This window comes from Rhodococcus sp. KRD197, from assembly GCF_017168235.1.
Lineage (GTDB): Bacteria > Actinomycetota > Actinomycetes > Mycobacteriales > Mycobacteriaceae > Rhodococcoides.
In genome coordinates this window covers 432356-455812 of the sequence record NZ_JABFAO010000011.1, presented here as the reverse complement: position 1 = coordinate 455812, position 23457 = coordinate 432356, and the positions used below count along the sequence as shown (strand labels likewise).

Sequence of the window (23457 nt, the reverse complement as noted above, 5' to 3'; positions counted from 1 at the left end):
ATAGGCTGCTGTTCGCCCGTCCACCGGTTACGTACCGAACGGCGGTCACAACACCCATCAACGCAAAACCGGGTGCGCACCCCATGCGCACCGCCGAATTGCGCCGTGACCACTCGAAAGGCTCTATTCTTCATGGCTGTCAAGATCAAGCTCATGCGTATCGGCAAGATCCGCACCCCCCACTACCGCGTAGTGATCTCCGATTCGCGCACCCGCCGCAACGGCCGCGCAATCGAGACCATCGGCAAGTACGAGCCCAAGCAGGATCCGAGCATCATCGACATCGATTCCGAGCGTGCGCAGTACTGGCTGGGTGTCGGCGCGCAGCCGACCGAGCCCGTCGAGGCCTTGCTCAAGATCACCGGTGACTGGCAGAAGTTCAAGGGACTCCCCGGCACCGAGGGCACCCTCCGCGTGGCCGAGCCCAAGCCGTCCAAGCTGGATCTGTTCAACGCTGCGCTGGCTCAGGCCGACGCCGAGCCGCTCGGCGACGCCACCACCGCCAAGAAGAAGAAGTCGGCCAAGACCGACGAGGCCGACGCTCCCAAGGCTGACGCTCCCAAGTCTGATGATGCAGCTGCAACCGAAACGGCCGAGGCGCCGGCCGCCGAGGCTACTGAGAAGTGAGTGCCGTTGTCGCCGATGCCGTCGAACATCTTGTTCGCGGCATCGTCGCCAATCCTGACGCCGTCCGCGTCGAGATGAGCACCGGCCGTCGCGGGCGCACCGTCGAGGTACACGTGCACCCCGACGATCTCGGTAAGGTCATCGGCCGCGGTGGACGTACGGCCACCGCGCTGCGGACGCTCGTCTCCGGAATCGGCGGACGCGGCATTCGCGTCGATGTCGTCGATACCGATCGATAGCACCGATGGAGCTTGTGATCGGTCGTGTTGCCAAGTCGCACGGCATCAAAGGTGAAGTGGTCGTAGACGTTCGCACCGACGAGCCCGAGGATCGGTTCGCCGTCGGATCGGTGCTGCGTGGACGAAAGTCCCCACGTCAGGCTTCGAGCCAGGAAAAGGCCCGTACCGACACGATCGCTTATACGGTGGAAGCCGCCCGGGAGCACTCCGGGCGGCTTCTGCTGCGTTTGCGTGGCATCGAGGACAGAGGTGCGGCCGACGCGTTACGCGGAACACTGTTCCTCGTCGACTCGGCCGATCTGTCCCCGTCCGATGACCCGGACGAGTTCTACGATCACGAACTCGAAGGTCTCTCCGTCCGGCTGTCCGACGGCACCGTCGTCGGAACCGTTCACGAGGTACTCCACTCGGCAGCGGGGGAGTTGCTCTCCGTCCGCCCGGCCGACGGTAGCCGAACCGAGATTCTGATTCCGTTCGTGGCCGCGATCGTCACGTCGGTGTCGCCGGCCGACGGAGTGGTCGAGATCGATCCGCCCGAAGGTCTGCTGGACCCGGAGTAGCAGTGAACCTCGACGTCATCACGATTTTTCCCGAGTACCTCGCACCACTTCGCACGGCTCTGCTCGGCAGGGCAATCGACCGAGGTCTCGTGAGAGTGGGTGTGCACGACCTGCGGTCCTGGACTCACGATGTACACAAGGCAGTGGACGATTCTCCGTACGGCGGCGGGCCTGGGATGGTCATGAAGCCGACAGTATGGGGCGATGCCCTCGACGACGTTCTCACCGACGAGTCGGTTCTGGTGGTACCCACTCCCGCCGGAGTCCCGTTCACGCAGCGCACTGCCGAGCGCTGGTCGCAGGAACAGCATTTGGTGTTCGCGTGCGGGCGATATGAGGGAATCGACCAGCGCGTGTTCGACGACGCAGCGAGACGAGTACGAGTCGAAGAAGTCAGCATCGGTGATTATGTGCTGATCGGGGGTGAGGCCGCGGTGCTGGTGATGACCGAGGCCGTCGTTCGCTTGCTGCCCGGTGTTCTGGGCAACCAGAGATCGCACGAGGAGGATTCGTTCTCCGATGGCGTTCTCGAAGGCCCCAGCTATACGCGACCGGTGAGTTGGCGCGGGCTCGACGTACCGGAGGTGTTGCTCTCGGGCGATCACGGACGGATCGCTGCCTGGCGCAGAGAACAAGGTTTGCGGCGTACCGCCGAACGCCGTCCCGATCTGCTCAACGGCTAGTCGCCCTTCTGTGGACCCGCTAGTCGATGCGTCCGTCGGGAAAGAGCATGTTCACGAAGCCGGTTACCGTGTCCCTTGCGTGGCGGGCGCTGCTGTCATCGCTGACGTCGAAGACCGAGGTGTCCGGAAATCGCTCGACGCCATCGTCGTATTGGATCTCTTCGCGTGACAGAATCGCGATCACGTATCTGTTGTCGACACCTACCGTGCCGGTCGAGAGGTGGAGCCAACGGCCCACGATGCAGCACATCCACCCCTGTTTGACCGCGTGAATCGCTTCGCTGGGAAGACCGTCCACAATTCCGAAGTGTTGTAGATACCCGTCCGTCGCGACCGGCGCGGACTCGCGCAGCAATCCGAGCATCACTGCTGTCGATGCGGGCGATAGGCCGCCTCTGCCGTCGAGCAGTCTGTTGTAGTACGCCACGATGTCGCCGGCCGATGTGGTTGTGTTCCACCACTGCCCATCCCACGGAGCTGTGGTGAATGCCAGCCCGTACCGCTGGGCGACGCGTTCGACGATGTCACTTCCGCCGTACTTCGACCAGAGGTAGGTCGCCGCGCTGTCGTCCGAGGAAGTCAGCATCGTCGTGATCGACGCGAGGTCGTCCGCGGCCACCGAGGTCTGCGTCAGCTCGGCTCCACGCAGCACATCATCGACGATGAAAAGCTTCGATACAGAAGCTGTTTCGAGCTGATCGGTATCGCCACTGGCGAAGTATGCGCCGGTCCGGCGGTCCAGAAGCGCGAAGCGAACATCCGCTCCGCGCCCAGCTGCGGACGAGAGTGCCTCGGGTATACGTGCTTCGAGAGCGAGGCCGTCGACGGTCTCGATATCAGGGAAGGGTGAGGACACGGTCGAAGTCGTCGACTTGGAAGCTGGTGACTCCTCGGGGATGGAACACCCCGATTGAATCAGCAGCCCAACAGACACGACCAAGGCCGCGCTCGAAACAGCCAAAACCTGCAGCGGCCTGGACATCTGTAGGTCTCCCACACTGGTCCCTGAACTACCTGTCCCAGGGTAGCTGTAGGGTCGTGCGCCGTGACGATTGCTCTGAAAACTGTGAACAAGCGCATAGCCGAGGAACTCGACGTTCGTGAGGGTCAGGTGGCCGCGGCCGTGGACCTCTTGGACGGAGGTTCCACCGTCCCGTTCATCGCCCGGTACCGCAAGGAAGTCACCGGCATGCTCGACGACGCGCAGCTGCGTCAACTCGAGGAACGCCTGCGGTACCTGCGCGAGCTCGACGAGCGACGCGATGCGGTGATCGAGTCGATTCGCTCGCAGGGCAAGCTGGACGAGGCGCTGGAGCAGTCCCTGATGCTCGCCGAGACAAAGGCGCGCGTCGAGGACATCTATCTCCCGTTCAAGCCCAAGCGGCGCACCAAAGCGCAGATCGCCCGTGAGGCCGGACATGAACCCGTCGCCGACGCGCTCATCTCAGATCCGTCCACCGACCCCGCGAGTTTCGACAGCGAGCAACTCGACGGGGCGCGCGCCATCCTGGTGGAAAGGTTCGCCGAGGATCCGGACCTCGTCGGTGAACTGCGCGAACTGATGTGGACGCGTGGACGGCTGACCTCGACCGTTCGGAAGGGCAAGGAGGACGAGGGGGCCAAGTTCGCCGACTACTTCGAGTTCTCGGAGCCGTTCACCTCGCTCCCGTCGCACCGCATTCTGGCTGCATTCCGTGGCGAGAAGGAGGATGTCCTTTCACTCGGCCTCGAGCCCGACCAGGAGGAAACGCCTCGGGGGGTGCCGACGGTGTACGAGGGTCGTATCGCCACCAAGTTCGACATCGCCGACCGTGGTCGCCCCGCGGACCGCTGGCTGCTCGATACCGTCAGGTGGGCGTGGCGTACCAAACTCATGGTCACGATGGCTATCGATGTTCGAATGCGGCTGCGGCAGTCCGCCGAGAAGGACGCTGTCGACGTGTTCGCCACGAATCTGAAGGATCTGTTGCTCGCGGCGCCCGCCGGCAACAGAGCCACCATGGGCCTGGACCCCGGCTTTCGCACCGGCACCAAGGTGGCCGTCGTCGATTCGACCGGAAAGGTCGTCGACTACGACACCATCTATCCGCACAAGCCGCAGGGCAAGTGGGATCAGGCCCTCGCAACCCTTGCGGCCCTTGCTGCCAAACACTCTGTTCAGCTCATCGCCATCGGCAACGGCACGGCCTCCCGGGAAACCGATTCGCTCGCAGCGGAGTTGATCGCCAAGTACCCCGCAGCTGGACTGACCAAGATCGTCGTCTCCGAGGCCGGCGCGTCCGTGTATTCGGCTTCGGCGTATGCATCGAGCGAACTACCCGAACTCGACGTGTCGATTCGCGGTGCCGTCTCCATCGCCAGGCGTCTCCAGGACCCGCTCGCGGAACTGGTCAAGATCGATCCGAAGTCGATCGGCGTCGGCCAGTATCAGCACGACATATCGGAATCGCTGCTCGCACGTTCGCTCGGTGCCGTGGTCGAGGACGCGGTGAACGCGGTCGGCGTCGACGTCAACACCGCTTCGGTACCGCTGCTGGCGAGGGTGTCGGGAATTGCCGGATCGCTCGCCGAGAGCATCGTCTCGCATCGCGACCAGCATGGGCCGTTCGGTAGCCGGTCCGAGCTCAAGGATGTCGCCCGCCTCGGCCCCAAGGCATTCGAACAGTGTGCGGGGTTCCTCCGGATCTCAGGCGGTGCCGACCCACTCGACCGGTCCAGCGTGCATCCGGAGGCGTACCCGGTGGTTCGCCGGATCGTCGACTCCGCCGGTGTAGGTGTACGCGAAGTGATCGGAAACAGTGCCCTGCTCAGTACCTTGAATCCGAAGCAGTTCGCCGACGAGCGCTTCGGGATCCCGACGGTGACCGACATCATCGCCGAGCTCGACAAGCCCGGCCGGGACCCACGTCCCGAGTTCAAGACGGCGACATTCGCCGCGGGAATCGAGAAGGTCGCCGACCTCGAGCCGGGCATGACACTCGAGGGTGTGGGCACCAATGTCGCGGCCTTCGGCGCATTCGTGGACGTCGGCGTGCACCAAGACGGGCTCGTCCACGTCTCCGCCATGTCGCACAGCTTCGTCAAGGATCCTCGTGAGGTCGTCAAGTCCGGCGACGTCGTCAAGGTCAAGGTCATGGAGGTCGATATCCCCCGCCAGCGAATCGGCCTCAGTCTGCGACTGGACGACGAACCCGGCTCCACCACGAAGGGCAAACCACGTGATGCGGCGGTGTCCGGCGGCGGCCCGCGGGGCAGCAGGCCCGACGCCGGTGCCGGACGCGGTGGCGAGGATCGCCGCCGACAGTCCGAGCGTCGGGACAGTCGCGGTGGCCGTCAGGCAAGCACGCCTGCCGGCGGCTCGATGGCCGATGCACTCCGAAAGGCCGGATTCGGGAAGTAGACCCACGGCCTCGGGCAAGATGAGCAAGTAATCGCAAGCGATTCGGGCGAATCTTGGCCGAGGAAGGGTGGCGGGCCGAAGTGGACTGGTTCAACCGCGAGATCATTTCGCAAGGACGGCTACCACTGCTGTGCTTCCTGTTGGGATTTCTCGCCGGTTTCGTCCTGATTCGCCTGAGCGTCAGGATGATCAGGGCGCAGGTTTCGTGGTGGCCCGGCAACATCACCCCGGGTGGGCATCACGTGCACCACGTCGTGTTCGGCGTCGTCCTGATGCTCGTGGCAGGCGTTGCGCTCATCGCCGTGTTCGAGGACGCAACCCGCGAGACGGCGGCGGTACTCGCTGCGCTGTTCGGCGTCGGGGCCGCGTTGGTACTCGACGAGTTCGCGCTGATCTTCTACCTCGAAGATGTCTACTGGTCGGAACAGGGGCGAGCGTCGGTGGATGCCGTGTTCGTTGCGGTCGCCGGGACCGGACTGCTTCTTCTCGGCTTCCATCCGCTCGAGCTGCTCGAAGTCACCGACATGCGTCGAGACCCCGAACCGCTCATCCGCTTCGGCTACCTCGCTCTCGCGCTCGCCCATCTCGGGCTGTGCGCGGTCGTCGTACTCAAAGGGAAGATATGGACGGGGTTGCTCGGGCTCTTCGTGGGTCCGCTGCTCGTCGTCGGCGCGGTGCGGTTGAGCAGGCCGGGTGCGCCGTGGGCGAGGTGGAGATACACGAAACGGCCGAAGAAGATGTACCGGGCGCTGCAGCGCGAGCGGAATCTACGGCGGCCGGTTGTCGGCGCGAAGATCTACCTGCAGGATCTGATCGCGGGCAAGCCGGATATCGACCGTGCCGTCGCCGCAACGGAGAACGAGCTCGATCGGACCGTGCAGGCCGCTCCGGCGCCGTCGCCTTCGAGGCAGCGAGCACGCGTGATTTCGTAACCGCGCCCCCAATCTGGCACAATGGTGGGGTTGCCTGTTCCGGGCACACACCTGATCGGAGTACGAACCAGTCCGAGTGCCGCGAATCCGCGGCGCCGCTCGGTTCCTCTACTCGTGCGAAGAACGCAAGGATGGCCCCACCACATGAACACTTTGGACTTCTTGGACAAGCAGTCGCTGCGCAGCGACGTTCCCGACTTCCGTCCCGGCGACACGCTCAACGTGCACGTCAAGGTTATCGAAGGCTCGAAGGAGCGCGTGCAGATCTTCAAGGGCGTCGTCATCCGTCGCCAGGGTGGTGGCGTCCGCGAGACGTTCACCGTTCGTAAGGTGTCGTTCGGCGTCGGCGTCGAGCGAACCTTCCCGGTTCACAGCCCGAACATTGCGCAGCTCGAGGTACTCACACGCGGCGACGTTCGTCGCGCGAAGCTGTACTACCTGCGCGACCTCCGTGGCAAGGCCGCGAAGATCAAAGAAAAGCGCTGACTGCACATATTCAGTGGTTCGACCAGCGCCGTATCGCCTCGCAAGGCGGTACGGCGCTTTTCGTGTGTCACGGTGCCCAGCCTGCCGCGGCGCGTCGTGTCGACGCTCCGTCCATGGCTCGTCGCCGATGCGGTTAATCTGGTGCGGTGTCAGATTCCCCGCAGGATCCTCACGGCCCGAACAGCTCGCCGAGCGAGAACTCGGAGAACACGCATCGCGGGAAGAAACAGCGATCCTTCTGGCGTGAGCTGCCGATCCTGATTCTCGTCGCCCTCGTCCTGAGCTTCGTGCTGCAGACGTTCATCGCGCGTGTCTACCTCATCCCATCGGAATCGATGGAACCAACGCTGCACGGTTGCGTCGGCTGCACCGGTGATCGAATAGTCGTCGAGAAGATCGGCTACCGATTCGGGGACCCGCAACCCGGAGACGTCGTGGTCTTTCGCGGTCCGGATTCATGGAACAGCGATTTCGTGTCCACCCGTTCGTCGAACACGATCGTTCGCGGCGCCCAGGAGGTGGGGTCGGTCATCGGGATCGTTGCGCCGGACGAGAACGATCTGGTCAAGCGCGTCATCGCAACCGGCGGTCAGACCGTCGAGTGCTGCGACGACCAAGGACGCGTTCTCGTGGACGGCCAACCCCTCGACGAACCGTACGTGCAGATGGACTTCCCGTTCGTGCCCGGAGAACTCACATGCGACACCGAGCTGAAATCGGGCCGCTGCTTCCCGGCCGTGACTGTTCCCGAAGGAAATCTGTGGGTCATGGGCGACAACAGGAGCAATTCCGCCGATTCACGCTTTCACGTCTCCGATGAGCTGATGGGAACCGTCCCGGTCGACAATGTCATCGGCAAAGCCTTCATGATCGCACTGCCCCCGTCGCGTTGGGGAACCCTCGACTCTCCGGACATCCAGGGCAAGTGAGGACCGAAGGCCGAAGTTTCGATGGCTGACACCAGAACGAGCCGCTCTCGCCAACGCCCGCCGTGGCCGCCACGTCCGATCATCCGCAGATCCGGGGGCCTGCGGACCATGGAGTCCGCGCTCGATCGCAATGGGCTCGGACCGGTAGCAGGCGTGGACGAGGCCGGCCGGGGTGCATGCGCCGGACCGCTCACCGTCGCGGCGTGCATTCTCGGTCCCAAGCCGTACGCGTCGTTGGCGGAACTCGACGATTCCAAGAAGCTGACGCACAAGCGTCGAGAAGAACTCTTCCCGAAGATCCAGAAGCTTGCGCTCGCCTGGAGCGTGGTGTTCATCGAGGCCGAGGAGATCGATCGCATCGGTGTGCACGTGGCGAATATCGAGGGAATGCGGCGCGCGGTAGCGGGCCTGGGCGCGATGCCCGGCTATGTGCTGACAGACGGATTTCGGGTACCCGGTCTGCCTGCCCCGTCTTTGCCCGTGATCGGCGGCGACGCAACAGCGGCGTGCATCGCCGCGGCAAGCGTGCTTGCGAAAGTGTCCAGGGACCGAGTGATGGTGGAGATGGACGCGCGGATACCCGGCTATGGTTTCGCGGTGCACAAGGGCTACAGCACGCGAGCTCATGCCGAGGCGATGTTGCGGCTGGGTCCGTGTTCCGAGCATCGAATGTCGTACGCGAATGTCTCGGCGGCAGCATCGGGCGAGGCCGATGCGGTGGTCTCGATGCTGGGCCGAATGGACTGCGACGATCGGAGTGCGCGATGATTGCGGTTCGTAACAGCAACCGGAGGATGAGAAAAAACCGATGAGTGCCGAGGATCTCGAAAAGTACGAAACCGAGATGGAACTCTCGCTGTACCGGGAGTACCGGGACATCGTCGGTCAGTTCAACTACGTCGTGGAGACCGAACGGCGGTTCTATCTCGCGAACTCTGTCGAACTCATTCCGCACAATGCGGACGGCGAAATCTACTTCGAGCTGCGTATGTCCGACTCGTGGGTGTGGGATATGTACCGTCCGGCCCGTTTTGTGAAACACGTACGCGTGATCACGTTCAAGGATGTCAACATCGAAGAACTGGACAAGCCCGACCTTCGACTGCCCGAGTAGCGCAGGCCGGTGTCGATCCTCGTATGGCTGATGCTGATTGCAGGTGCGGTCTATCTGCTCGGTCGCCGGCGTTCGCGAACCACCCTGGTCATATGTGCGCAGCTGATCGGTGCCGCTGCGATATGCCTGGTCCTCGGCCAGGTGGTGTGGCAGATTCTTCGTTCTTGACTCGCGAGCGGCAATTGCGGTTCAGGTTGTCTGTGCTGCAACGCATTACGGTTTCAGTTCCGCTGTTCGGTGTGCAAACAATTTGTCTGAATTCCTGAAACAAAGCTGTGTATTCCGTTGATTCTTTGTAGTCGACGGTCCCGGGGTGGTACAAAAGTCTCGATAAGTTTATCCCTTCACCGTTAGAGGTTCGGCCATGGCGCGTAAGACTCTCGTCCAAATGATCGATGATGTGGATGGTTCCGTCATCAAAGAGGGCCAGGGAGAAACCATCGAATTCGCTATCGATGGAAACCAGTACCGCATCGATCTGAATCTGAAGCACGCAAACGAATTGCACGAGCAACTGGCTTTCTGGATCGAGCATGCCGAAAAGGTGTCGGGGCGTCGTGCACGCAAGAGCCCGGCCGGATCGTCACGCGGAAAGACCGATCTGCAGGATATTCGCACGTGGGCTCGTGAGAACGGTTACGAGGTCAGTGCGCGCGGACGGATCAGCCAGGACGTGCAATCCGCGTACGACGCTGCGCACTGAGGCGGACCGCACACTGACGCGGAGCCGTTTGGTTCGTTCCATCGAAATATGCCCCTGCCGGATTCGGCGGGGGCATATTTCGTTGCGCGGATGCGCCCGAAAGACGGTCCGGCACTAGCAGGTGGCACCGACATGGCGCGTCGTCGGGGTGGTGCGGCGGTCGGGTTATCCACAGGGAGCGCGTTTGTCCACAGGGCGATCTGCGACCTGGATTTTGCGACGGGTGCAATGACGTCCTGCGGCATCGTCGGGACATCGGTTGGCCAATCGGCGATCCGATGACCACAGGGGGAGACGGTGTCGAATTCGAAGTTGGGGGCGCGCGGGGAAGCTTTGGCCGCGCTGCATCTGGTCGACGGCGGTATGGAAATCATCGACCGTAATTGGCGCTGCAGATACGGGGAGCTCGATATCGTCGCCCGCGACGGAGATGTCATGGTTTTCGTCGAGGTGAAGACCCGGTCGGGCATCGGGTACGGGACTCCCGCCGAATCGGTGACCTACGCCAAGCAGTTGAGGATCCGGCGTTTGGCGCTGGCATGGCTCGACGAACGAGGTAGCCCGTGGGTCCAGCTGAGGTTCGACGTGGTCGCAATCCTGATGACGCGTGACGGTGATCCGGTGGTCTCGCACCTGCGCGGGGTCTTCTGATGGCACTGGGGCGTGCGTTCTCCGTCGCTGTCAGCGGGGTCGACGGCCAAGTGGTCGAGATAGAGGCCGATATCGGCCGCGGACTGCCCGGCGTGCATCTGGTGGGCTTGCCGGATACCGCATTGCACGAGTCTCGTGATCGCGTGAAGGCGGCGGTGACGAACTCGGGCCGGCGATGGCCGGATTCGAGGGTGATTCTTGCGCTGTCACCGGCAACACTGCCGAAAGTCGGCTCGGTCTACGATCTGGCCCTCGCGTTGTCGGTGCTGGACGCAGACAAGCAGATTCCACGCAGGTCGCTGGAGAAGACGCTCTTTCTGGGTGAACTGGCGCTCGACGGTCGCATCCGCGGCGTGCGCGGCGTGCTGCCTGCGGTTCTGGCAGGCAAACGCGCGGGATGGACTTCGGTGGTGGTTCCGATGACGGGCCTGGCCGAGGCCGGTCTGGTGGAAGGCGTCGAGGTATTGGGTGCGACTTCGCTGAAGGAGGTCGTGGCCTGGCTACAGGGGGAAGTGCTGCTGAGTCATCCGCTCCCGGCGACAAGGCAACAGGACGAGTCGTACCCGGACATGCGTGATGTGGTGGGGCAATCCGAGGCGCGCTGGGCGCTCGAGGTTGCCGCGGCGGGTGCGCATCACGTCATGCTGACTGGGCCACCGGGAATCGGCAAAACGATGTTGGCGCAGCGACTTCCCGGAATTCTGCCGCCGTTGACTGAGGAAGAGTCGTTGGAAGTGACGGCAATTCACTCCGTCGCCGGTACGTTGACCGGTGATCGTCCGCTGATCTCGTCGCCGCCGTTCATTGCCCCGCATCATTCCACCACGGTCAGCGCGATGGTCGGCGGTGGTACGGGAATGGCGAAGCCGGGGGCGGTGAGTCGGGCACACCGCGGTGTGTTGTTCCTGGACGAATGCGCGGAAATGAGCCAGAAGGTGCTGGAGGCGTTGCGAACCCCGCTCGAGGACGGAGAGATCCGAATAGCGCGTCGAGACGGTGTGGCCCGCTACCCGGCACGATTCCAGCTGATCCTGGCCGCCAACCCTTGCCCGTGCGCACCGGCCCGAAATGTCGATTGTGTATGTGCCCCAACTGTTCGCCGCAAGTACCTGGGCCGGTTGTCCGGTCCGTTGCTCGATCGAGTGGATCTGCGGATCGCGATGCCGCCGCCCGCCACCGGCGCCCTGACGGACGAGGTCGGCGAGACCACCGAACGCGTGCGGGCACGAGTCACCGGTGCCCGTGACGCCGCAGCCGAACGCTGGCGGGAATACGGGTGGCGGACCAATGCCGAAGTTCCAGGACCGGCGTTGCGCCAGACGTTTCGACTCTCGAGTGCAGCACTACGTCCTCTCGAGCGCGCGCTCCGCAACGGTGCGATCACCGCGCGCGGCGCAGACAGAGCGCTGCGCGTTTCCTGGACCCTGGCCGACCTGGCCGGGGGCGTGGTACCCGGGCTCGACGAGGTCGGAGCCGCGCTGGACTTTCGCGACAAGGGGACGATGTGAGTAGCGCAGAAGATCCTCGGCGGCTGGCATGGGCATATCTCTCTCGCGTTGCGCAGGGACCCCACCGCGCGTTGGCGGACTATGCGGAGAAGGCTGGGCCGGAGGAAACGTGCGCAGCCGTGGCCGGTGGTGAGCTCGGTGACAGACTGCTCGTGCGCTCGCATATCGACACGGCCGCGGCGGATCTCGAAGTGATCGCCTCACTCGGTGGGCGTCTCGTCACTCCCGATGACGAGGAATGGCCTGTGTGGCAACTTCTTTCGTTCGACGGTGCAGGTATGTCGGACGGGGCGGACCAGTGCGCACCGTTGGCATTATGGGTTCTCGGCGGTACACCGCTTACGGAGTTGCTGGAACGGGCAGTCGCCATCGTCGGAACTCGCGCGGCGAGCGCCTACGGCGAACACGTGACCGCGGAGATCGCCGGCGACCTGGCCATCGACGGGTGGACGGTGATATCGGGTGCAGCATTCGGGATAGACGCAGCGGCACATCGTGCAGCACTCGGCGTCGGTGCCCGCACGATGGCGGTGTTGGCCTGCGGAGTCGATCGGGCATACCCGTCGGGACACGCGCGGCTACTGCAGCGGATCGCCGGCAGTGGTGCTGTCGTGAGCGAGTACGCCCCAGGAACGCCGCCCGCAAAGCATCGCTTTCTCGCGCGCAACCGAGTAGTTGCTGCCTTCGGTTCCGCAGTGGTGGTGGTGGAGGCGGGGTGGCGAAGTGGTGCGCGAAACACTGCTGCGTGGGCACACAAACTCGGTCGACCGGTGCTCGCCGTTCCCGGCCCCGTCACGTCGGCCTCGTCCAAGGGGTGCCACCGCATGATTCGCGAGGGGGAGGCTCGTCTGGTCGCCGACGCTCACGATGTGGTCGCCGAGGCAGGCCCGGTGGGCGCCGTCGGCGAAGGGCGGCCGTCGATGTTCCGCGATATCGATGCACTGTCGGAGAATGCGCTGCTCGTCTACGAGGCACTTCCAGCTTCGGGTACACGCTCTCCCCGGGAATTGTCCGAGCAGGCAGCGATACCGGTGGAGAAGGTCCGCTCTGTGCTGCCACTGCTCGAGCTCGAAGGATTCGTCGCGAGCGACGAGACAGGATGGTATCGAGTGGCCCGGGCATGAACATGGGCGCCAACTGCACACAGGCGGAACGAACTGCAGAACAACCCTTGGCGGTAACCTGGTTAGGTAACACTTATTCGCTGAGCGATCAAGACAGCTCCGACAGCTTGGGAAGGCTGACCGACGTGGCACGACGCAGAACGACGCTGACGGTTCTACGCACCGAGGCTCTGACACCGCACATGCAGCGGGTGTACCTCGGCGATCCCGGATTCGAAAATTTCGAACCGGCGAACTTCACAGATTCCTACGTGAAGCTGATCTTCGGGTCGGAGGGCGAGGAAGTTGTGCGAACTTACACCGTCAGGTCGGTGGATCCGGACGCCCGCGAGATCGCGATCGATTTCGTGGTGCACGGTGACGAAGGCATCGCCGGACCGTGGGCAGCGAACGCGGTGACCGGAGACAGAATTGACTTCTACGGCCCGAACGGGGCGTATTCGCCCCGATCGGACGCCGACTGGCACCTCTTCGCCGGCGACGAATCGGCCATTCCGGCGATCAGTGCAGCCGTCGAAGCGCTCCCCGAGGACGCCATCGCCAAGGTCTTCGTCGAGGTCGCCGACCGCAAGGACGAGATCTACATGGAGACTCTCGCCCTGGTGGATGTCACATGGGTCCACCGCGGTGCGGGGTCGAACGAGGTCGGCGACGACAGGGCGGGCGACAATGCCCCGCTGATCGAGGCCGTCAGAGCCACAGAGTGGTTGCCCGGCCAGGCACAGGTCTTCATCCACGGCGAAGCCCAAGCGGTGATGCACAATCTTCGGCGCTACATCCGCAAGGAGCGCGGCATCGGTGCCGAGTGGGCATCGATTTCCGGTTACTGGCGCAGAGGGCGGACAGAGGAGGGCTTCCGGGTATGGAAGCGAGAGCTCGCCCAGGCCGAGGAAAGCGTCCAAGCGTGAGCAAGCCGCCCGCGTCGGCAGCGGACCCGTTCCGTGTCGGCGCGCCCGGTTGCTCGGGACGCCATGGCAGGCAAGGCTGACATCCGTGACCGATACGCTGCCACCCACGCTGACGGTGCATCTCGAGGAGTACTCGGAGTACGTCACGCTCGGCCGGTCGCGTTCGGTCAACACGGTCCGCGCATACGTCAAGGACGCCGAGTCGTTGCTCGTGCACTACGTCGGAGCCACCGAGGCAGACTCTCTCGACGCGCTCGACCTTCGGATACTCCGCTCGTGGCTGGCGCAGCAGGCGCGGGATGGTTCGGCACGGACGTCGATGGCGCGTCGAACGTCGTCGGCGCGAGCGTTCACCGCCTGGCTCACCCGGACCGGCCGAGTCGAGCGAGATCCGGCGCTGCGTCTGGTGGGGCCCTCCGCGCGGCGGTCGCTACCGTCTGTGCTCAAGCAAGATCAGGCTGCGGAAGCTCTGACTTGGGCTGAAGTAGGTGCAAGGGAACTCGAGCCGATAGCGCTGCGTGATCGGTTGATCGTCGAACTGCTTTACGCAACCGGGATCCGAGTGGGCGAGTTGTGCGGCCTGGACCTCGACGATGTCGATCGAGATCGTCGGGTTCTGCGCGTCACGGGCAAAGGCGACAAGGAACGATCGACCCCGTTCGGGGGTCCGGCCGTCTCGGCCCTGAACGCATGGATTGCACACGGCCGTCCGGAACTGGCGACCGATCGATCGGGCCCTGCGCTCCTGCTGGGCCGGCGGGGTGGGCGGATCGACCCGCGACAAGCCCGGACCGCCGTGCACGATGCGCTCGCCGCTGTACCCGGTGCTCCGGACATGGGCCCGCACGGACTGCGGCATTCCGCCGCGACCCACTTGCTCGAAGGTGGCGCCGATCTTCGCGTTGTGCAGGAGCTATTGGGTCATTCATCGCTCGCAACGACGCAGATCTACACCCACGTGTCAGTGGACCGGCTGCGTGCAGTCCACGACCGCGCACATCCCCGAGCGTGAGCGATGACACATCCGAGCAGACCATCGTTTGGTAGCGTCGTGGCGAAACAAACCGCATGCGAAGTATTGTCGGTCCGGAGAAAGTCGAAGCCCGAGAATCAACGCCAGAATCCGGATACGGGGGGACCGTGGACCGCGACCAGCCACGAGGCTCAGCCGCTGCGTGGTCGATCCGTGCACAACAGAGTTCGAGCCGGGCCTCGCAGCCCGGCTCGGCACCAATCGAGCCAGTACGTGTCGAGCCGCTTCGCCCGGGAGGAGGGTCCATGAACGGTGATAGGCAGTCACCGCCGTGGCAGTCGCCTCGTCCAGCGGACCGGCAGCCACCGCCGCGATACTCCGCTCCCGCCGAGTCGACTGCGTCCGCGCGCGCCGAGGAATGGACGCCGCCCTGGGCCTCTGTGCCGGAGCGGCAACAATCGGACGGGCAGCAGGCTCCGTCGAATCGTCGGGGCCCCGAGGCGGTCAACCTATCGGGGCACGGACAGTTCGCGCCCGAGCCTGCGTTTCTGGACCCGATACACAACCCGCGTTATCAGCCCACCAGTTCCGACCTGGCTTCGGACAGTCTGTTGCGTCGACCCAAACGTGCCTCTACGTCGGGGTGGCGACGCGGCGTGCACCGACTCACCGGCGGCGTGATCAATCCCGGCGAGTCCACGGCCGAGGAGCGCTACCGCAATCAGGTCGAACGCATCCGTCAGCCGGTACTCGGTGATTACCGCATTGCATTTCTGTCGCTCAAAGGTGGTGTGGGCAAGACCACCACGACACTGGGGCTAGGTTCCACGTTCGCTTCGCTGCGCGGGGACTGTGTCATCGCTGTCGACGCCAACCCTGATTTCGGCACTCTCGGTGAACGGGTCCCGCGCCAGACATCGTCGACCGTTCGTGATCTGTTGGCCGATGCGCCGAACATCCGGCGCTACTCCGACATTCGAGTGCATACTTCGCAGGCTCCGAGTCGTTTGGAAGTGCTTGCCGGAGAGCGTGATCCGGCTGCATCCGAGATGTTCGGTGAACAGGACTACCGCTCGGTCATCGAGATGTTGCAGGTGTACTACAACCTCATACTCACCGACTGCGGCACCGGCATCATGCACTCGGCGATGAACGGAGTGCTCCAACTCGCGAATGCGCTGGTTCTGGTGTCGTCACCGGCTGTCGACGGTGCACGCTCGGCTGCGGCCACCTTGGATTGGTTGCAGCTGCACGGTTACGGGCACCTCGTCGAACGCACGGTGGTTGTGATCAGTTCGGTTCGGCCGGGTTCGTCGGCGGTCGACATGAATCTGCTGACTCAGCACTTTCTCGAACGTTGCAGAGCGGTATTGGTTGTTCCGTTCGACGAGCATCTGGCGGAGGGCGCCGTTGTGGATCTCGAACTTCTCCGGCCGCAGACGCGGGCGGCGTTCGTCGAACTCGCCGCGATGGTGGCCGACGATTTCCCGGCCGCATCCGGTCGGCATTCAGGACCTGGCTGGCGATAGCGTTCGAGAGAACCCACGGCCGCTCTTTACTCGGCTACCGGGGCCCGAGCGGTTTGAGCCGGATTGTCATGGCATCGACCAGCGCCAGCGGGTTGAGATAGACGCGGCCACGGCGCACCCCCCAGTGCAGGCACGCGTTCGCGCAGCCGGAGTGGCCCGCGACCAGGTGTCCGATGCGTTCGCCCGTACGAACTCGCTCGCCGGCCGAGACCGTCGCGACAACGGGTTCGTAGGTGCTGCGCAGCCCGTTGGAATGATCCACCGACACCACCGGCTTGCCTGCGACGGTGCCGGCAAAGACCACCAGTCCCTCGCCGACCGCGCGAACCTCTTGGCCGTCGCGCCCGGCAACATCCACGCCTCGGTGGCCGGGCAGCCAGTCGTGCTCGGGTGGATCGAATGGATTGACGACCGCGGGACGGGGATCGAGCGGCCATACGAACGACGGCGCTGCCTGCACCTCTCCGCCGGCGTGCGCAATCACTGCGACCGCGGCAAGAAGCAGAATCAGAGCTCTCATGACTGACAGCGTTGCCTCGCGAGGTCGTCAGCGACAGAGGTGAACCTCGATTGTGGATAGCGGCACCATTCATCCCCAAGCGCTGAAAAGGCTTGACCATCGGGCCGCGTTATGAGCTGCGACGTTGAAGTCGTACACTGTGACAGCGACCTGTGCCTGCATAGGTCGACTTCGCGCGTCTGCGTAACGAAGTATCCACCCACGGTGGGCTCGTACTTCGTGACCGGTTGCCGGCGGTCCCTCTTCTGACGAAGTCGGTCCGGCAGCCAGCGGACGCCAGGGCAGGGGTCGACGACACCCTGCGACAACCGGCAATCGAAAGCGAGTTATTCAGCTATGGCTGTAGTAACCATGAAGCAGCTGCTAGATAGCGGCACACACTTCGGACACCAAACCCGTCGCTGGAACCCGAAGATGAAGCGATTCATCTTCACCGACCGCAACGGTATCTACATCATCGACTTGCAGCAGACTCTGACCTTCATCGACAAGGCCTACGAGTTCGTCAAGGAGACGGTTGCCCACGGTGGCACCGTGCTTTTCGTCGGCACCAAGAAGCAGGCCCAGGAGTCGATCGCCGCAGAAGCGACCCGCGTCGGCATGCCCTACGTGAACCAGCGCTGGCTCGGCGGAATGCTCACGAACTTCCAGACCGTCCACAAGCGTCTGCTCCGCCTCAAGGAGCTCGAGGCGATGGAGCAGACCGGTGGCTTCGAGGGACGTACCAAGAAGGAAATTCTCATGCTCACGCGTGAGATGACCAAGCTCGACCGCACCCTCGGTGGCATCCGGGACATGGCCAAGGTTCCGTCGGCCATCTGGATCGTCGACACCAACAAGGAACACATCGCCGTCGGCGAGGCTCGCAAGCTGAAGATCCCGGTCATCGCGATCCTCGATACCAACTGCGATCCCGACGTGGTCGATTACCCGATCCCGGGCAACGACGACGCGATCCGCTCCGCAGCACTGCTCACCAAGGTCGTTGCATCCGCAGTGGCCGAGGGTGTTCAGGCCCGCGCAGGGCTGAACACGAGCACCGATGCAAAGCCCGAGGTCGGCGCAGGCGAGCCGCTCGCCGAGTGGGAACTCGAGCAGCTTGCGCAGGCATCGCCCGCCGCTGAGACGGTCACCGAGGCTGCAACCGAGGCGCCGGCCGCCGGTGAGGCAAACCTGACCGAAACCCTCGGCGAGGGCACCGCTGATGCACCTGCAGCAACGGAAGCCCCCGCAGCAACGGAAGCTCCCGCAGTACAGCCCTGATCGAAGAGCGCTCGACCCCGGGCGCGCTCCGACCACCGTTGGTGCGGCGACTTGTCGCGAGAACAGCCCTGGCCTCCTTCACGGGGCCAGGGCTGTTCGCCCGGAGTTCCGATGCCGGGAACAGGTACAGGGAGCATTGCTTCCCGTAGCCTCGTGTCCGACTCGCAGTGCACGCACGCACGGTCACAGGCACACACGGTCACAGACACGCACAGTCACAGACACCCATAGAGGAGGCTCGCCCGACATGGCGAACTACACCGCCGCTGACGTCAAGCGGCTTCGTGAGCTCACCGGCTCCGGAATGATGGACTGCAAGAACGCGCTCGCTGAAACCGACGGCGATTTCGACAAGGCCGTCGAGCAGCTTCGCATCAAGGGCGCGAAGGACGTCGGCAAGCGTGCCGAGCGTTCCACCGCCGAGGGTCTCGTCGTCGCCAAGGGCGGCGTACTGCTCGAGATCAACTCCGAGACCGACTTCGTCGCCAAGAACGAAGAGTTCCAGGCATTCGCAGACTCCGTAGCCGTTGTTGCAGCCGAGGGCAAGCCGGCCGATGTCGATGCCCTCAAGGCGCTCGATCTCGGTGGCAAGAGTGTCGACGTCGCCTTGAACGAGCTTTCCGCCAAGATCGGCGAGAAGCTGGAATTGCGTCGTGTCGTCTCGTTCGACGGCCCCGTCGCTGCGTACCTGCACAAGCGCAGCGCAGACCTCCCGCCGGCAGTCGGCGTGCTCATCGAGTACACCGGTGAAGGCGAAGCCGCAGCGGAGGCCGCTCGCGGTGCTGCAATGCAGGTGGCCGCGCTCAAGGCCAAGTACGTCACCCGCGACGAGGTGCCCGAGGAGACCGTCGCGTCCGAGCGTCGCATCGCCGAGGAGACTGCACGCGAGGAAGGCAAGCCCGAGCAGGCGCTGCCGAAGATCATCGAAGGCCGCGTCAACGGCTTCTTCAAGGACGTCGTGTTGACCGAGCAGTCCTCGGTGCAGGACTCCAAGAAGTCCGTCAAGGCCATCCTCGACGAGGCCGGTGTGACGATCACTCGTTTCGCTCGCTTCGAGGTCGGCGCGAACTGAGTTCGTAACGCGCAGTAGTACCACCGACGGTGCCGTCCGTTCGACTCCGAGTCGAACGGACGGCACCGTTCGATCCGGGGCCGGGCGGTGAACCGACGGCGATGGAAGGTGGTGTCGTCCACGGCGCCCTCGATAGGGCAGGATGAGTGTGGGTGCGCAGAATTATCGTTGGAAATCAGTGCACCTTGCTTTATCGTGCGCAATCGACAGGCGAGAACCGAGGAGAGCTATGACCGATCCCGCCACCGACCGCCCCGGGTTCAAGCGTGTGATGCTCAAGCTGGGTGGTGAAATGTTCGGCGGAGGCCAGGTGGGTCTGGATCCTGACGTGGTCAACAACGTTGCCGAACAGATCGCCGAGGTCGTCTCGACCGGGGTTCAGGTTGCTGTCGTCATCGGGGGAGGAAACTTCTTCCGCGGCGCCGAACTGCAGCAGCGGGGAATGGATCGTTCCCGCTCGGACTACATGGGCATGCTCGGAACAGTCATGAACTGCCTTGCTCTGCAGGACTTCCTGGAGAAGCAGGGGGTAGCCACCCGCGTCCAGACCGCGATCACGATGGGTCAGGTTGCAGAGCCGTATCTACCGTTGCGTGCCCGCAGACACCTGGAGAAGGGTCGCGTCGTCATTTTCGGTGCAGGCATGGGCATGCCGTACTTCTCCACTGACACCACGGCGGCGCAGCGCGCGCTCGAGATCGGCGCGGAGGTACTTCTGATGGCCAAGGCCGTCGACGGAGTGTATTCCGCCGATCCTCGTGTCGATCCCGACGCGACGATGTATCGGACCATCACTCATCGTCAGGTCATCGAGAAGGGCCTGAAGGTCGCAGACGCCACGGCGTTCAGCCTGTGCATGGACAACCAGATGCCGATCATGGTCTTCAACCTCCTCACGCAGGGGAACATAGCGCGTGCTGTTGCAGGCGAGGACATCGGAACTCTGGTGCAGTCGTGAGCGACGCCGACAACACAGGTAGACAAGCTGGATTTCCAGCGATGACGATGGAGGACAGACCGTGATCGACGAAGCGCTATTCGATGCCGAGGAAAAGATGGAGAAGGCTGTCACCGTTGCGCGTGATGACCTCTCGTCCATCCGGACCGGTCGAGCGAATCCGGGCATGTTCAATCGCATCGTCGTCGAGTACTACGGTGCGCTGACGCCCATCACCCAGCTCGCGAGCATCAATGTCCCCGAAGCGCGGTTGGTGGTCATCAAGCCGTACGAGGCTTCTCAGCTCGGTCCGATCGAGACTGCGATTCGCAACTCCGATCTGGGTGTCAATCCCACCAACGACGGCAACCTCATTCGCATCGGCGTGCCTCAGTTGACCGAGGAACGACGCCGCGAGTTCGTCAAGCAGGCGAAGGGCAAGGGTGAGGACGCGAAGATCTCCATCCGCAACGTTCGGCGCAAGACGATGGAAGAGCTCAAGCGGATCCAGAAGGACGGCGAAGCGGGCGAGGACGATGTGGTGCGTGCGGAGAACGAACTCGACAAAACCACCGCGAAATACACCGCGTCGATCGACGAGTTGGTCAAGCGCAAGGAAGCCGACTTGATGGAGGTCTGACCTCGGTCGAGTTCGGTTGTACAAGATGACAAAGCAAGGAGATGGCGTCGTGGTGGGTTCGGATCGGCCACGTGGGTCTGCCGGTTCCGATCCTTCGGCGGCCGACGGGCCGGGACAGACCCCGGGCGCGTCGGGTTCGGTGCCCGGCGCGCCGGACCACGCTGCGAAGCCCCCCGGTAAGGCGGGTCGAAATCTACCCGCCGCCATTGCAGTGGGCGCTGCGTTGGGGATCTCGTTGATCCTGATCATGGTGTTCGTGCCCCTGGTGTGGATCGGTGTGGTGTCCGTGGCGCTCGCGGTCGCCACCTACGAGGTTGCCGATCGTCTCCGCGAAGCGGCTGTTCTCGTACCGCGTATCCCGCTGATACTGGGTGGTCAGGCGATCATTTGGTCGGCTTGGCCGTGGGGGACCACCGGTGTCCTCAGCGCCACCGCGGGAACAGTCCTGGTCTGCATGGTGTGGCTGCTGCTACAGCAGGGTCTCAGGTCTGCACCGAAGAACTATCTGCGCGAACTCTCGGTAACGGTGCTGGTGGCATGCTGGTTGCCGCTTCTCGCCTCGTTTGCCGTGTTGATGGTCCTCGAGGACAACGGTCCCGAACGGGTGCTCGTCTTCCTCATCGCCGTGGTCTGCTCCGATGTGGGCGGGTACGTCGCTGGGGTGCTGTTCGGAAAGCACCCGATGGCGCCGGCAATCAGTCCGAAGAAGTCCTGGGAAGGACTCGCGGGTTCGTTGTTGTTCTGCGTGATCGGCTCACTGTTGACCGTCACGCTCATTCTCGGAGCGAATTCGCTGATCGGTGTGCTGCTGGGAGTCGTCCTGGTCGTGTCGGGAACCCTCGGCGATCTGATCGAGTCACAGGTGAAACGAGATCTGCGGATCAAGGACATGGGTACGCTGCTGCCGGGCCACGGCGGCATCATGGACCGCTTGGACTCCCTGCTTCCGTCGGCGTTCGTCGCGTGGCTGGTCTTCGCAATCCTGTTGTGACCGATCGCCGGACCATTCCCAGCCCGAACATCTGGCACTGGCCCGAGATCTACGAGGCAGAGAACCGAGCGCAGGATGTCGATGGCGCGATCCCGGCCGAACTGCGCCGAATTGCACCCTGGGATGGCGCAACCATCGTCGACGTCGGCTGTGGCACCGGCTTTCACCTTCCCGGGTTCGCCGCCTCGGCTCGGCGAGTGGTGGGCATCGAACCGTATGAGCCGATGGTCCGCCGCGCGCGAGTACGCGTCTCAGGATCGAGCAATGTCGAGGTGCTCACAGGTCATGCCGAGGAAATCCCACTCGAAGACTCCGTGGCCGACATCGTGCACGCCCGCACCGCGTACTTCTTCGGTCCGGGATGTGGAGCCGGAATCACCGAGGCGATGCGAGTTCTCCGTCCAGGTGGGACCTTGATCGTGGTTGATCTCGATGTTTCCGCTTCGCCCTATGGTCATTGGATGCGGGCTGATCTACCGAAATACAACTGCGCGGCCGTCGAGGGGTTCTTCGACGCGCAAGGATTCGCGTTGCGCAGAGTCGATACTCGATGGCGCTTCGAGGACCGGCAAACGCTGCGTTCGGTGCTGGGAATCGAATTCACCAGGCGGACAGCGGAGCGGGCGGCTCGAAGTGTTCCCAACCTCGAATTCGGAGTGCGGTATCGCGTGCACTGGCGAGCCAAGCCCAGCGGGCTCGAGACGAGCCGGCTCGGACCTCGGTCGCTCTAGTCAGCTCGGATTCCGAATACGTCGGCGGCCGCGCGGATTTTCAGAGCCTTGGCCAATCGAGGCAGGTCACTGCCGTCCTTGACGTGTGCGCCGTCTGCACCGAGTTCTTCGACGACCTCGTGGGCCCAGGTGACGTCGTTCGGTGTCGGGGCCAACTCTCGGTTGACGATGGGTGCCTGTTCGGCATGCATACACAGTTTTCCGGTCATGCCCATCGACACCGTCAGCGCCGAGTCCCGGGCAAGAATTCCGTCGTTCGCCGTCAGAGTCGGTCCGTCGATCGGGCCCGGGAGTCGGGCCGCGCGCGAGGAGACTACGAGTCGCGACCGTGGATACGCCATGGCAAGTGGTTCGTCGCTCATTCCGGTGTCGCGGCGGAAATCGCCGCTGCCGAAAGCGAGCCGAAAGGTCGAATCGGCGCGCGCGATCTCGGCGACGGCTTCGAGGCCTACCGCGGATTCGACGAGCGCAAGAATCCGGGTGCCTTCAGGGAGCCTCGCCGCCGTGGCGTCGACCTGACTTCCGCTCTCGGTCTTCGCGAGCATGATGCCGGCGAGGGTTCCCACACCGGCGAGGGCGGCCAGATCGTCGGCCCAGAACGACGTGGTGGCGTCGTTTATTCGAACCCACGCGGTGTTCCCGGCCTCGAGCCAGGACACGACAGCCTCACGCGCAGCCGGTTTCGCTGCAGGGGCGACGGCATCTTCGATGTCGAGGATCACCGCGTCGACCTCGGAGTCGACAGCGGCGGAAAAGGCTTGGGGCCGGGTGGCCGGCACCAGCAGCCACGAGCGTGCGCGGTCCGGCGCGACCGCTGGTGTCACTCGATTCTGCATGAAAGTGGTCACATCAACTCCTTGCGGTGAGGTGGGGCACCGCAATCGTGATCGATTCAGTCGGGCGTAGCGAGCTTCTGTGCATAGTGTTCATCGATTCG

At 63.8% G+C, this 23457-nt stretch carries 26 protein-coding genes; 23 read left to right on the top strand and 3 right to left on the bottom strand.

Annotated features, from left to right (window positions below):
- The first annotated feature begins 132 nt into the window (after nucleotides 1-132).
- The 4 genes from rpsP to trmD are packed head-to-tail and all read left to right on the top strand — an operon-like array spanning nucleotide 133 to nucleotide 2109.
- Nucleotides 133-627 carry a 30S ribosomal protein S16 gene (gene rpsP / locus J1M86_RS17950; RefSeq protein WP_206510849.1) on the top strand — a complete coding sequence of 165 codons (495 nt, stop codon included), beginning with the start codon at nucleotides 133-135 and terminating at the stop codon, nucleotides 625-627.
- On the top strand, nucleotides 624-866 hold the full coding sequence (locus J1M86_RS17945) for an RNA-binding protein (protein WP_075840125.1): 243 nt from the start codon (nucleotides 624-626) through the stop codon (nucleotides 864-866). Before rpsP ends, J1M86_RS17945 begins: the two co-directional genes overlap by 4 nt.
- Before the next feature lie 5 nt (nucleotides 867-871).
- Entirely contained in the window at nucleotides 872-1426 is a 555-nt protein-coding gene (gene rimM / locus J1M86_RS17940) for a ribosome maturation factor RimM (protein ID WP_075840124.1), read from the top strand.
- A 2-nt stretch (nucleotides 1427-1428) separates the two neighbouring features.
- Entirely contained in the window at nucleotides 1429-2109 is a 681-nt protein-coding gene (gene trmD / locus J1M86_RS17935; RefSeq protein ID WP_075840123.1) for a tRNA (guanosine(37)-N1)-methyltransferase TrmD, read from the top strand.
- A gap of 19 nt (nucleotides 2110-2128) precedes the next feature.
- Here trmD and J1M86_RS17930 read toward each other — a convergent pair whose 3' ends face one another.
- Nucleotides 2129-2965 carry a serine hydrolase gene (locus J1M86_RS17930; RefSeq protein ID WP_307786671.1) on the bottom strand — a complete coding sequence of 279 codons (837 nt, stop codon included), beginning with the start codon at nucleotides 2963-2965 and terminating at the stop codon, nucleotides 2129-2131.
- Between the two features lie 189 nt (nucleotides 2966-3154).
- On the opposite strand from J1M86_RS17930, the gene J1M86_RS17925 reads away from it, so the two are divergent.
- The 13 genes from J1M86_RS17925 to J1M86_RS17865 all read left to right on the top strand — a co-directional run bounded on the left by J1M86_RS17925 (nucleotide 3155) and on the right by J1M86_RS17865 (nucleotide 16366).
- Nucleotides 3155-5509: a Tex family protein gene (locus J1M86_RS17925; protein ID WP_206510848.1), complete on the top strand. Its 2355-nt coding sequence runs from the start codon at nucleotides 3155-3157 to the stop codon at nucleotides 5507-5509.
- Between the two features lie 80 nt (nucleotides 5510-5589).
- The gene (locus J1M86_RS17920) at nucleotides 5590-6441 is read left to right on the top strand and encodes a hypothetical protein (RefSeq protein WP_206510847.1); all 852 of its coding nucleotides are present in this window, start codon (nucleotides 5590-5592) and stop codon (nucleotides 6439-6441) included.
- Nucleotides 6442-6585: 144 nt separating this feature from the next.
- Nucleotides 6586-6927 carry a 50S ribosomal protein L19 gene (gene rplS, locus J1M86_RS17915; protein WP_075840232.1) on the top strand — a complete coding sequence of 114 codons (342 nt, stop codon included), beginning with the start codon at nucleotides 6586-6588 and terminating at the stop codon, nucleotides 6925-6927.
- A 146-nt stretch (nucleotides 6928-7073) separates the two neighbouring features.
- Nucleotides 7074-7856 carry a signal peptidase I gene (gene lepB / locus J1M86_RS17910; RefSeq protein WP_075840121.1) on the top strand — a complete coding sequence of 261 codons (783 nt, stop codon included), beginning with the start codon at nucleotides 7074-7076 and terminating at the stop codon, nucleotides 7854-7856.
- Nucleotides 7857-7877: 21 nt separating this feature from the next.
- Nucleotides 7878-8624: a ribonuclease HII gene (locus J1M86_RS17905; RefSeq protein ID WP_075840120.1), complete on the top strand. Its 747-nt coding sequence runs from the start codon at nucleotides 7878-7880 to the stop codon at nucleotides 8622-8624.
- A 40-nt stretch (nucleotides 8625-8664) separates the two neighbouring features.
- Entirely contained in the window at nucleotides 8665-8970 is a 306-nt protein-coding gene (locus J1M86_RS17900) for a DUF2469 domain-containing protein (protein WP_008717288.1), read from the top strand.
- Nucleotides 8971-9334: 364 nt separating this feature from the next.
- Complete coding sequence (locus J1M86_RS17895; RefSeq protein WP_075840119.1) at nucleotides 9335-9673, top strand: Lsr2 family protein; 339 nt, start codon at nucleotides 9335-9337, stop codon at nucleotides 9671-9673.
- 297 nt (nucleotides 9674-9970) lie between these two features.
- Nucleotides 9971-10324: a YraN family protein gene (locus J1M86_RS17890; RefSeq protein ID WP_075840118.1), complete on the top strand. Its 354-nt coding sequence runs from the start codon at nucleotides 9971-9973 to the stop codon at nucleotides 10322-10324.
- Complete coding sequence (locus J1M86_RS17885) at nucleotides 10324-11832, top strand: YifB family Mg chelatase-like AAA ATPase (protein ID WP_206510846.1); 1509 nt, start codon at nucleotides 10324-10326, stop codon at nucleotides 11830-11832. The genes J1M86_RS17890 and J1M86_RS17885 overlap by 1 nt, the downstream gene beginning before the upstream one ends.
- The gene (gene dprA, locus J1M86_RS17880; protein WP_307786670.1) at nucleotides 11829-12956 is read left to right on the top strand and encodes a DNA-processing protein DprA; all 1128 of its coding nucleotides are present in this window, start codon (nucleotides 11829-11831) and stop codon (nucleotides 12954-12956) included. Before J1M86_RS17885 ends, dprA begins: the two co-directional genes overlap by 4 nt.
- 125 nt (nucleotides 12957-13081) lie before the next feature.
- Entirely contained in the window at nucleotides 13082-13864 is a 783-nt protein-coding gene (locus tag J1M86_RS17875; protein WP_206510845.1) for a siderophore-interacting protein, read from the top strand.
- An 85-nt stretch (nucleotides 13865-13949) separates the two neighbouring features.
- A complete protein-coding gene (locus J1M86_RS17870) occupies nucleotides 13950-14876 on the top strand; it encodes a tyrosine recombinase XerC (RefSeq protein ID WP_206510844.1) in 927 nt (308 codons plus the stop codon).
- A 266-nt stretch (nucleotides 14877-15142) separates the two neighbouring features.
- The gene (locus tag J1M86_RS17865) at nucleotides 15143-16366 is read left to right on the top strand and encodes a MinD/ParA family protein (protein WP_241260192.1); all 1224 of its coding nucleotides are present in this window, start codon (nucleotides 15143-15145) and stop codon (nucleotides 16364-16366) included.
- A 34-nt stretch (nucleotides 16367-16400) separates the two neighbouring features.
- Here J1M86_RS17865 and J1M86_RS17860 read toward each other — a convergent pair whose 3' ends face one another.
- Nucleotides 16401-16886, bottom strand: coding sequence for a M23 family metallopeptidase (locus J1M86_RS17860; protein WP_206510843.1), 486 nt, complete (start codon nucleotides 16884-16886; stop codon nucleotides 16401-16403).
- 336 nt (nucleotides 16887-17222) lie between these two features.
- Between J1M86_RS17860 and rpsB the strand changes: the two genes are divergently transcribed.
- From rpsB to J1M86_RS17830, 6 genes are all read left to right on the top strand, one after another.
- On the top strand, nucleotides 17223-18149 hold the full coding sequence (gene rpsB, locus J1M86_RS17855) for a 30S ribosomal protein S2 (protein ID WP_206510842.1): 927 nt from the start codon (nucleotides 17223-17225) through the stop codon (nucleotides 18147-18149).
- 247 nt (nucleotides 18150-18396) lie between these two features.
- Complete coding sequence (gene tsf / locus J1M86_RS17850) at nucleotides 18397-19221, top strand: translation elongation factor Ts (protein ID WP_206510841.1); 825 nt, start codon at nucleotides 18397-18399, stop codon at nucleotides 19219-19221.
- Between the two features lie 229 nt (nucleotides 19222-19450).
- Entirely contained in the window at nucleotides 19451-20179 is a 729-nt protein-coding gene (pyrH, locus tag J1M86_RS17845; RefSeq protein ID WP_075840115.1) for a UMP kinase, read from the top strand.
- Nucleotides 20180-20240: 61 nt separating this feature from the next.
- Nucleotides 20241-20798 (top strand): ribosome recycling factor, encoded by a 558-nt coding sequence (gene frr, locus J1M86_RS17840; protein WP_075840114.1) that lies wholly within the window; start codon nucleotides 20241-20243, stop codon nucleotides 20796-20798.
- A gap of 25 nt (nucleotides 20799-20823) precedes the next feature.
- A complete protein-coding gene (locus J1M86_RS17835) occupies nucleotides 20824-21789 on the top strand; it encodes a phosphatidate cytidylyltransferase (protein ID WP_075840113.1) in 966 nt (321 codons plus the stop codon).
- A complete protein-coding gene (locus J1M86_RS17830; RefSeq protein WP_075840112.1) occupies nucleotides 21786-22520 on the top strand; it encodes a class I SAM-dependent methyltransferase in 735 nt (244 codons plus the stop codon). The genes J1M86_RS17835 and J1M86_RS17830 overlap by 4 nt, the downstream gene beginning before the upstream one ends.
- On the opposite strand, the gene J1M86_RS17825 is transcribed toward J1M86_RS17830, so the two are convergent.
- Nucleotides 22517-23356, bottom strand: a complete 840-nt coding sequence (locus tag J1M86_RS17825) for a CoA ester lyase (RefSeq protein ID WP_206511107.1) — start codon at nucleotides 23354-23356, stop codon at nucleotides 22517-22519. The genes J1M86_RS17830 and J1M86_RS17825 overlap by 4 nt on opposite strands.
- Between the last annotated feature and the right edge of the window lie 101 nt (nucleotides 23357-23457).

Excerpts from the sequence above, each read along its gene's own strand:
- rpsP (WP_206510849.1), top strand. The coding sequence starts at position 133 with ATGGCTGTCAAGATCAAGCTCATGCGTATCGGCAAGATCCGCACCCCC.
- rimM (WP_075840124.1), top strand. The coding sequence starts at position 872 with ATGGAGCTTGTGATCGGTCGTGTTGCCAAGTCGCACGGCATCAAAGGT.
- rplS (WP_075840232.1), top strand. The coding sequence starts at position 6,586 with ATGAACACTTTGGACTTCTTGGACAAGCAGTCGCTGCGCAGCGACGTT.
- J1M86_RS17905 (WP_075840120.1), top strand. The coding sequence starts at position 7,878 with ATGGCTGACACCAGAACGAGCCGCTCTCGCCAACGCCCGCCGTGGCCG.
- J1M86_RS17900 (WP_008717288.1), top strand. The coding sequence starts at position 8,665 with ATGAGTGCCGAGGATCTCGAAAAGTACGAAACCGAGATGGAACTCTCG.
- J1M86_RS17895 (WP_075840119.1), top strand. The coding sequence starts at position 9,335 with ATGGCGCGTAAGACTCTCGTCCAAATGATCGATGATGTGGATGGTTCC.
- J1M86_RS17885 (WP_206510846.1), top strand. The coding sequence starts at position 10,324 with ATGGCACTGGGGCGTGCGTTCTCCGTCGCTGTCAGCGGGGTCGACGGC.
- J1M86_RS17865 (WP_241260192.1), top strand. The coding sequence starts at position 15,143 with ATGAACGGTGATAGGCAGTCACCGCCGTGGCAGTCGCCTCGTCCAGCG.
- J1M86_RS17860 (WP_206510843.1), bottom strand. The coding sequence starts at position 16,886 with ATGAGAGCTCTGATTCTGCTTCTTGCCGCGGTCGCAGTGATTGCGCAC.
- rpsB (WP_206510842.1), top strand. The coding sequence starts at position 17,223 with ATGGCTGTAGTAACCATGAAGCAGCTGCTAGATAGCGGCACACACTTC.
- tsf (WP_206510841.1), top strand. The coding sequence starts at position 18,397 with ATGGCGAACTACACCGCCGCTGACGTCAAGCGGCTTCGTGAGCTCACC.
- pyrH (WP_075840115.1), top strand. The coding sequence starts at position 19,451 with ATGACCGATCCCGCCACCGACCGCCCCGGGTTCAAGCGTGTGATGCTC.
- J1M86_RS17835 (WP_075840113.1), top strand. The coding sequence starts at position 20,824 with ATGACAAAGCAAGGAGATGGCGTCGTGGTGGGTTCGGATCGGCCACGT.
- J1M86_RS17825 (WP_206511107.1), bottom strand. The coding sequence starts at position 23,356 with ATGCAGAATCGAGTGACACCAGCGGTCGCGCCGGACCGCGCACGCTCG.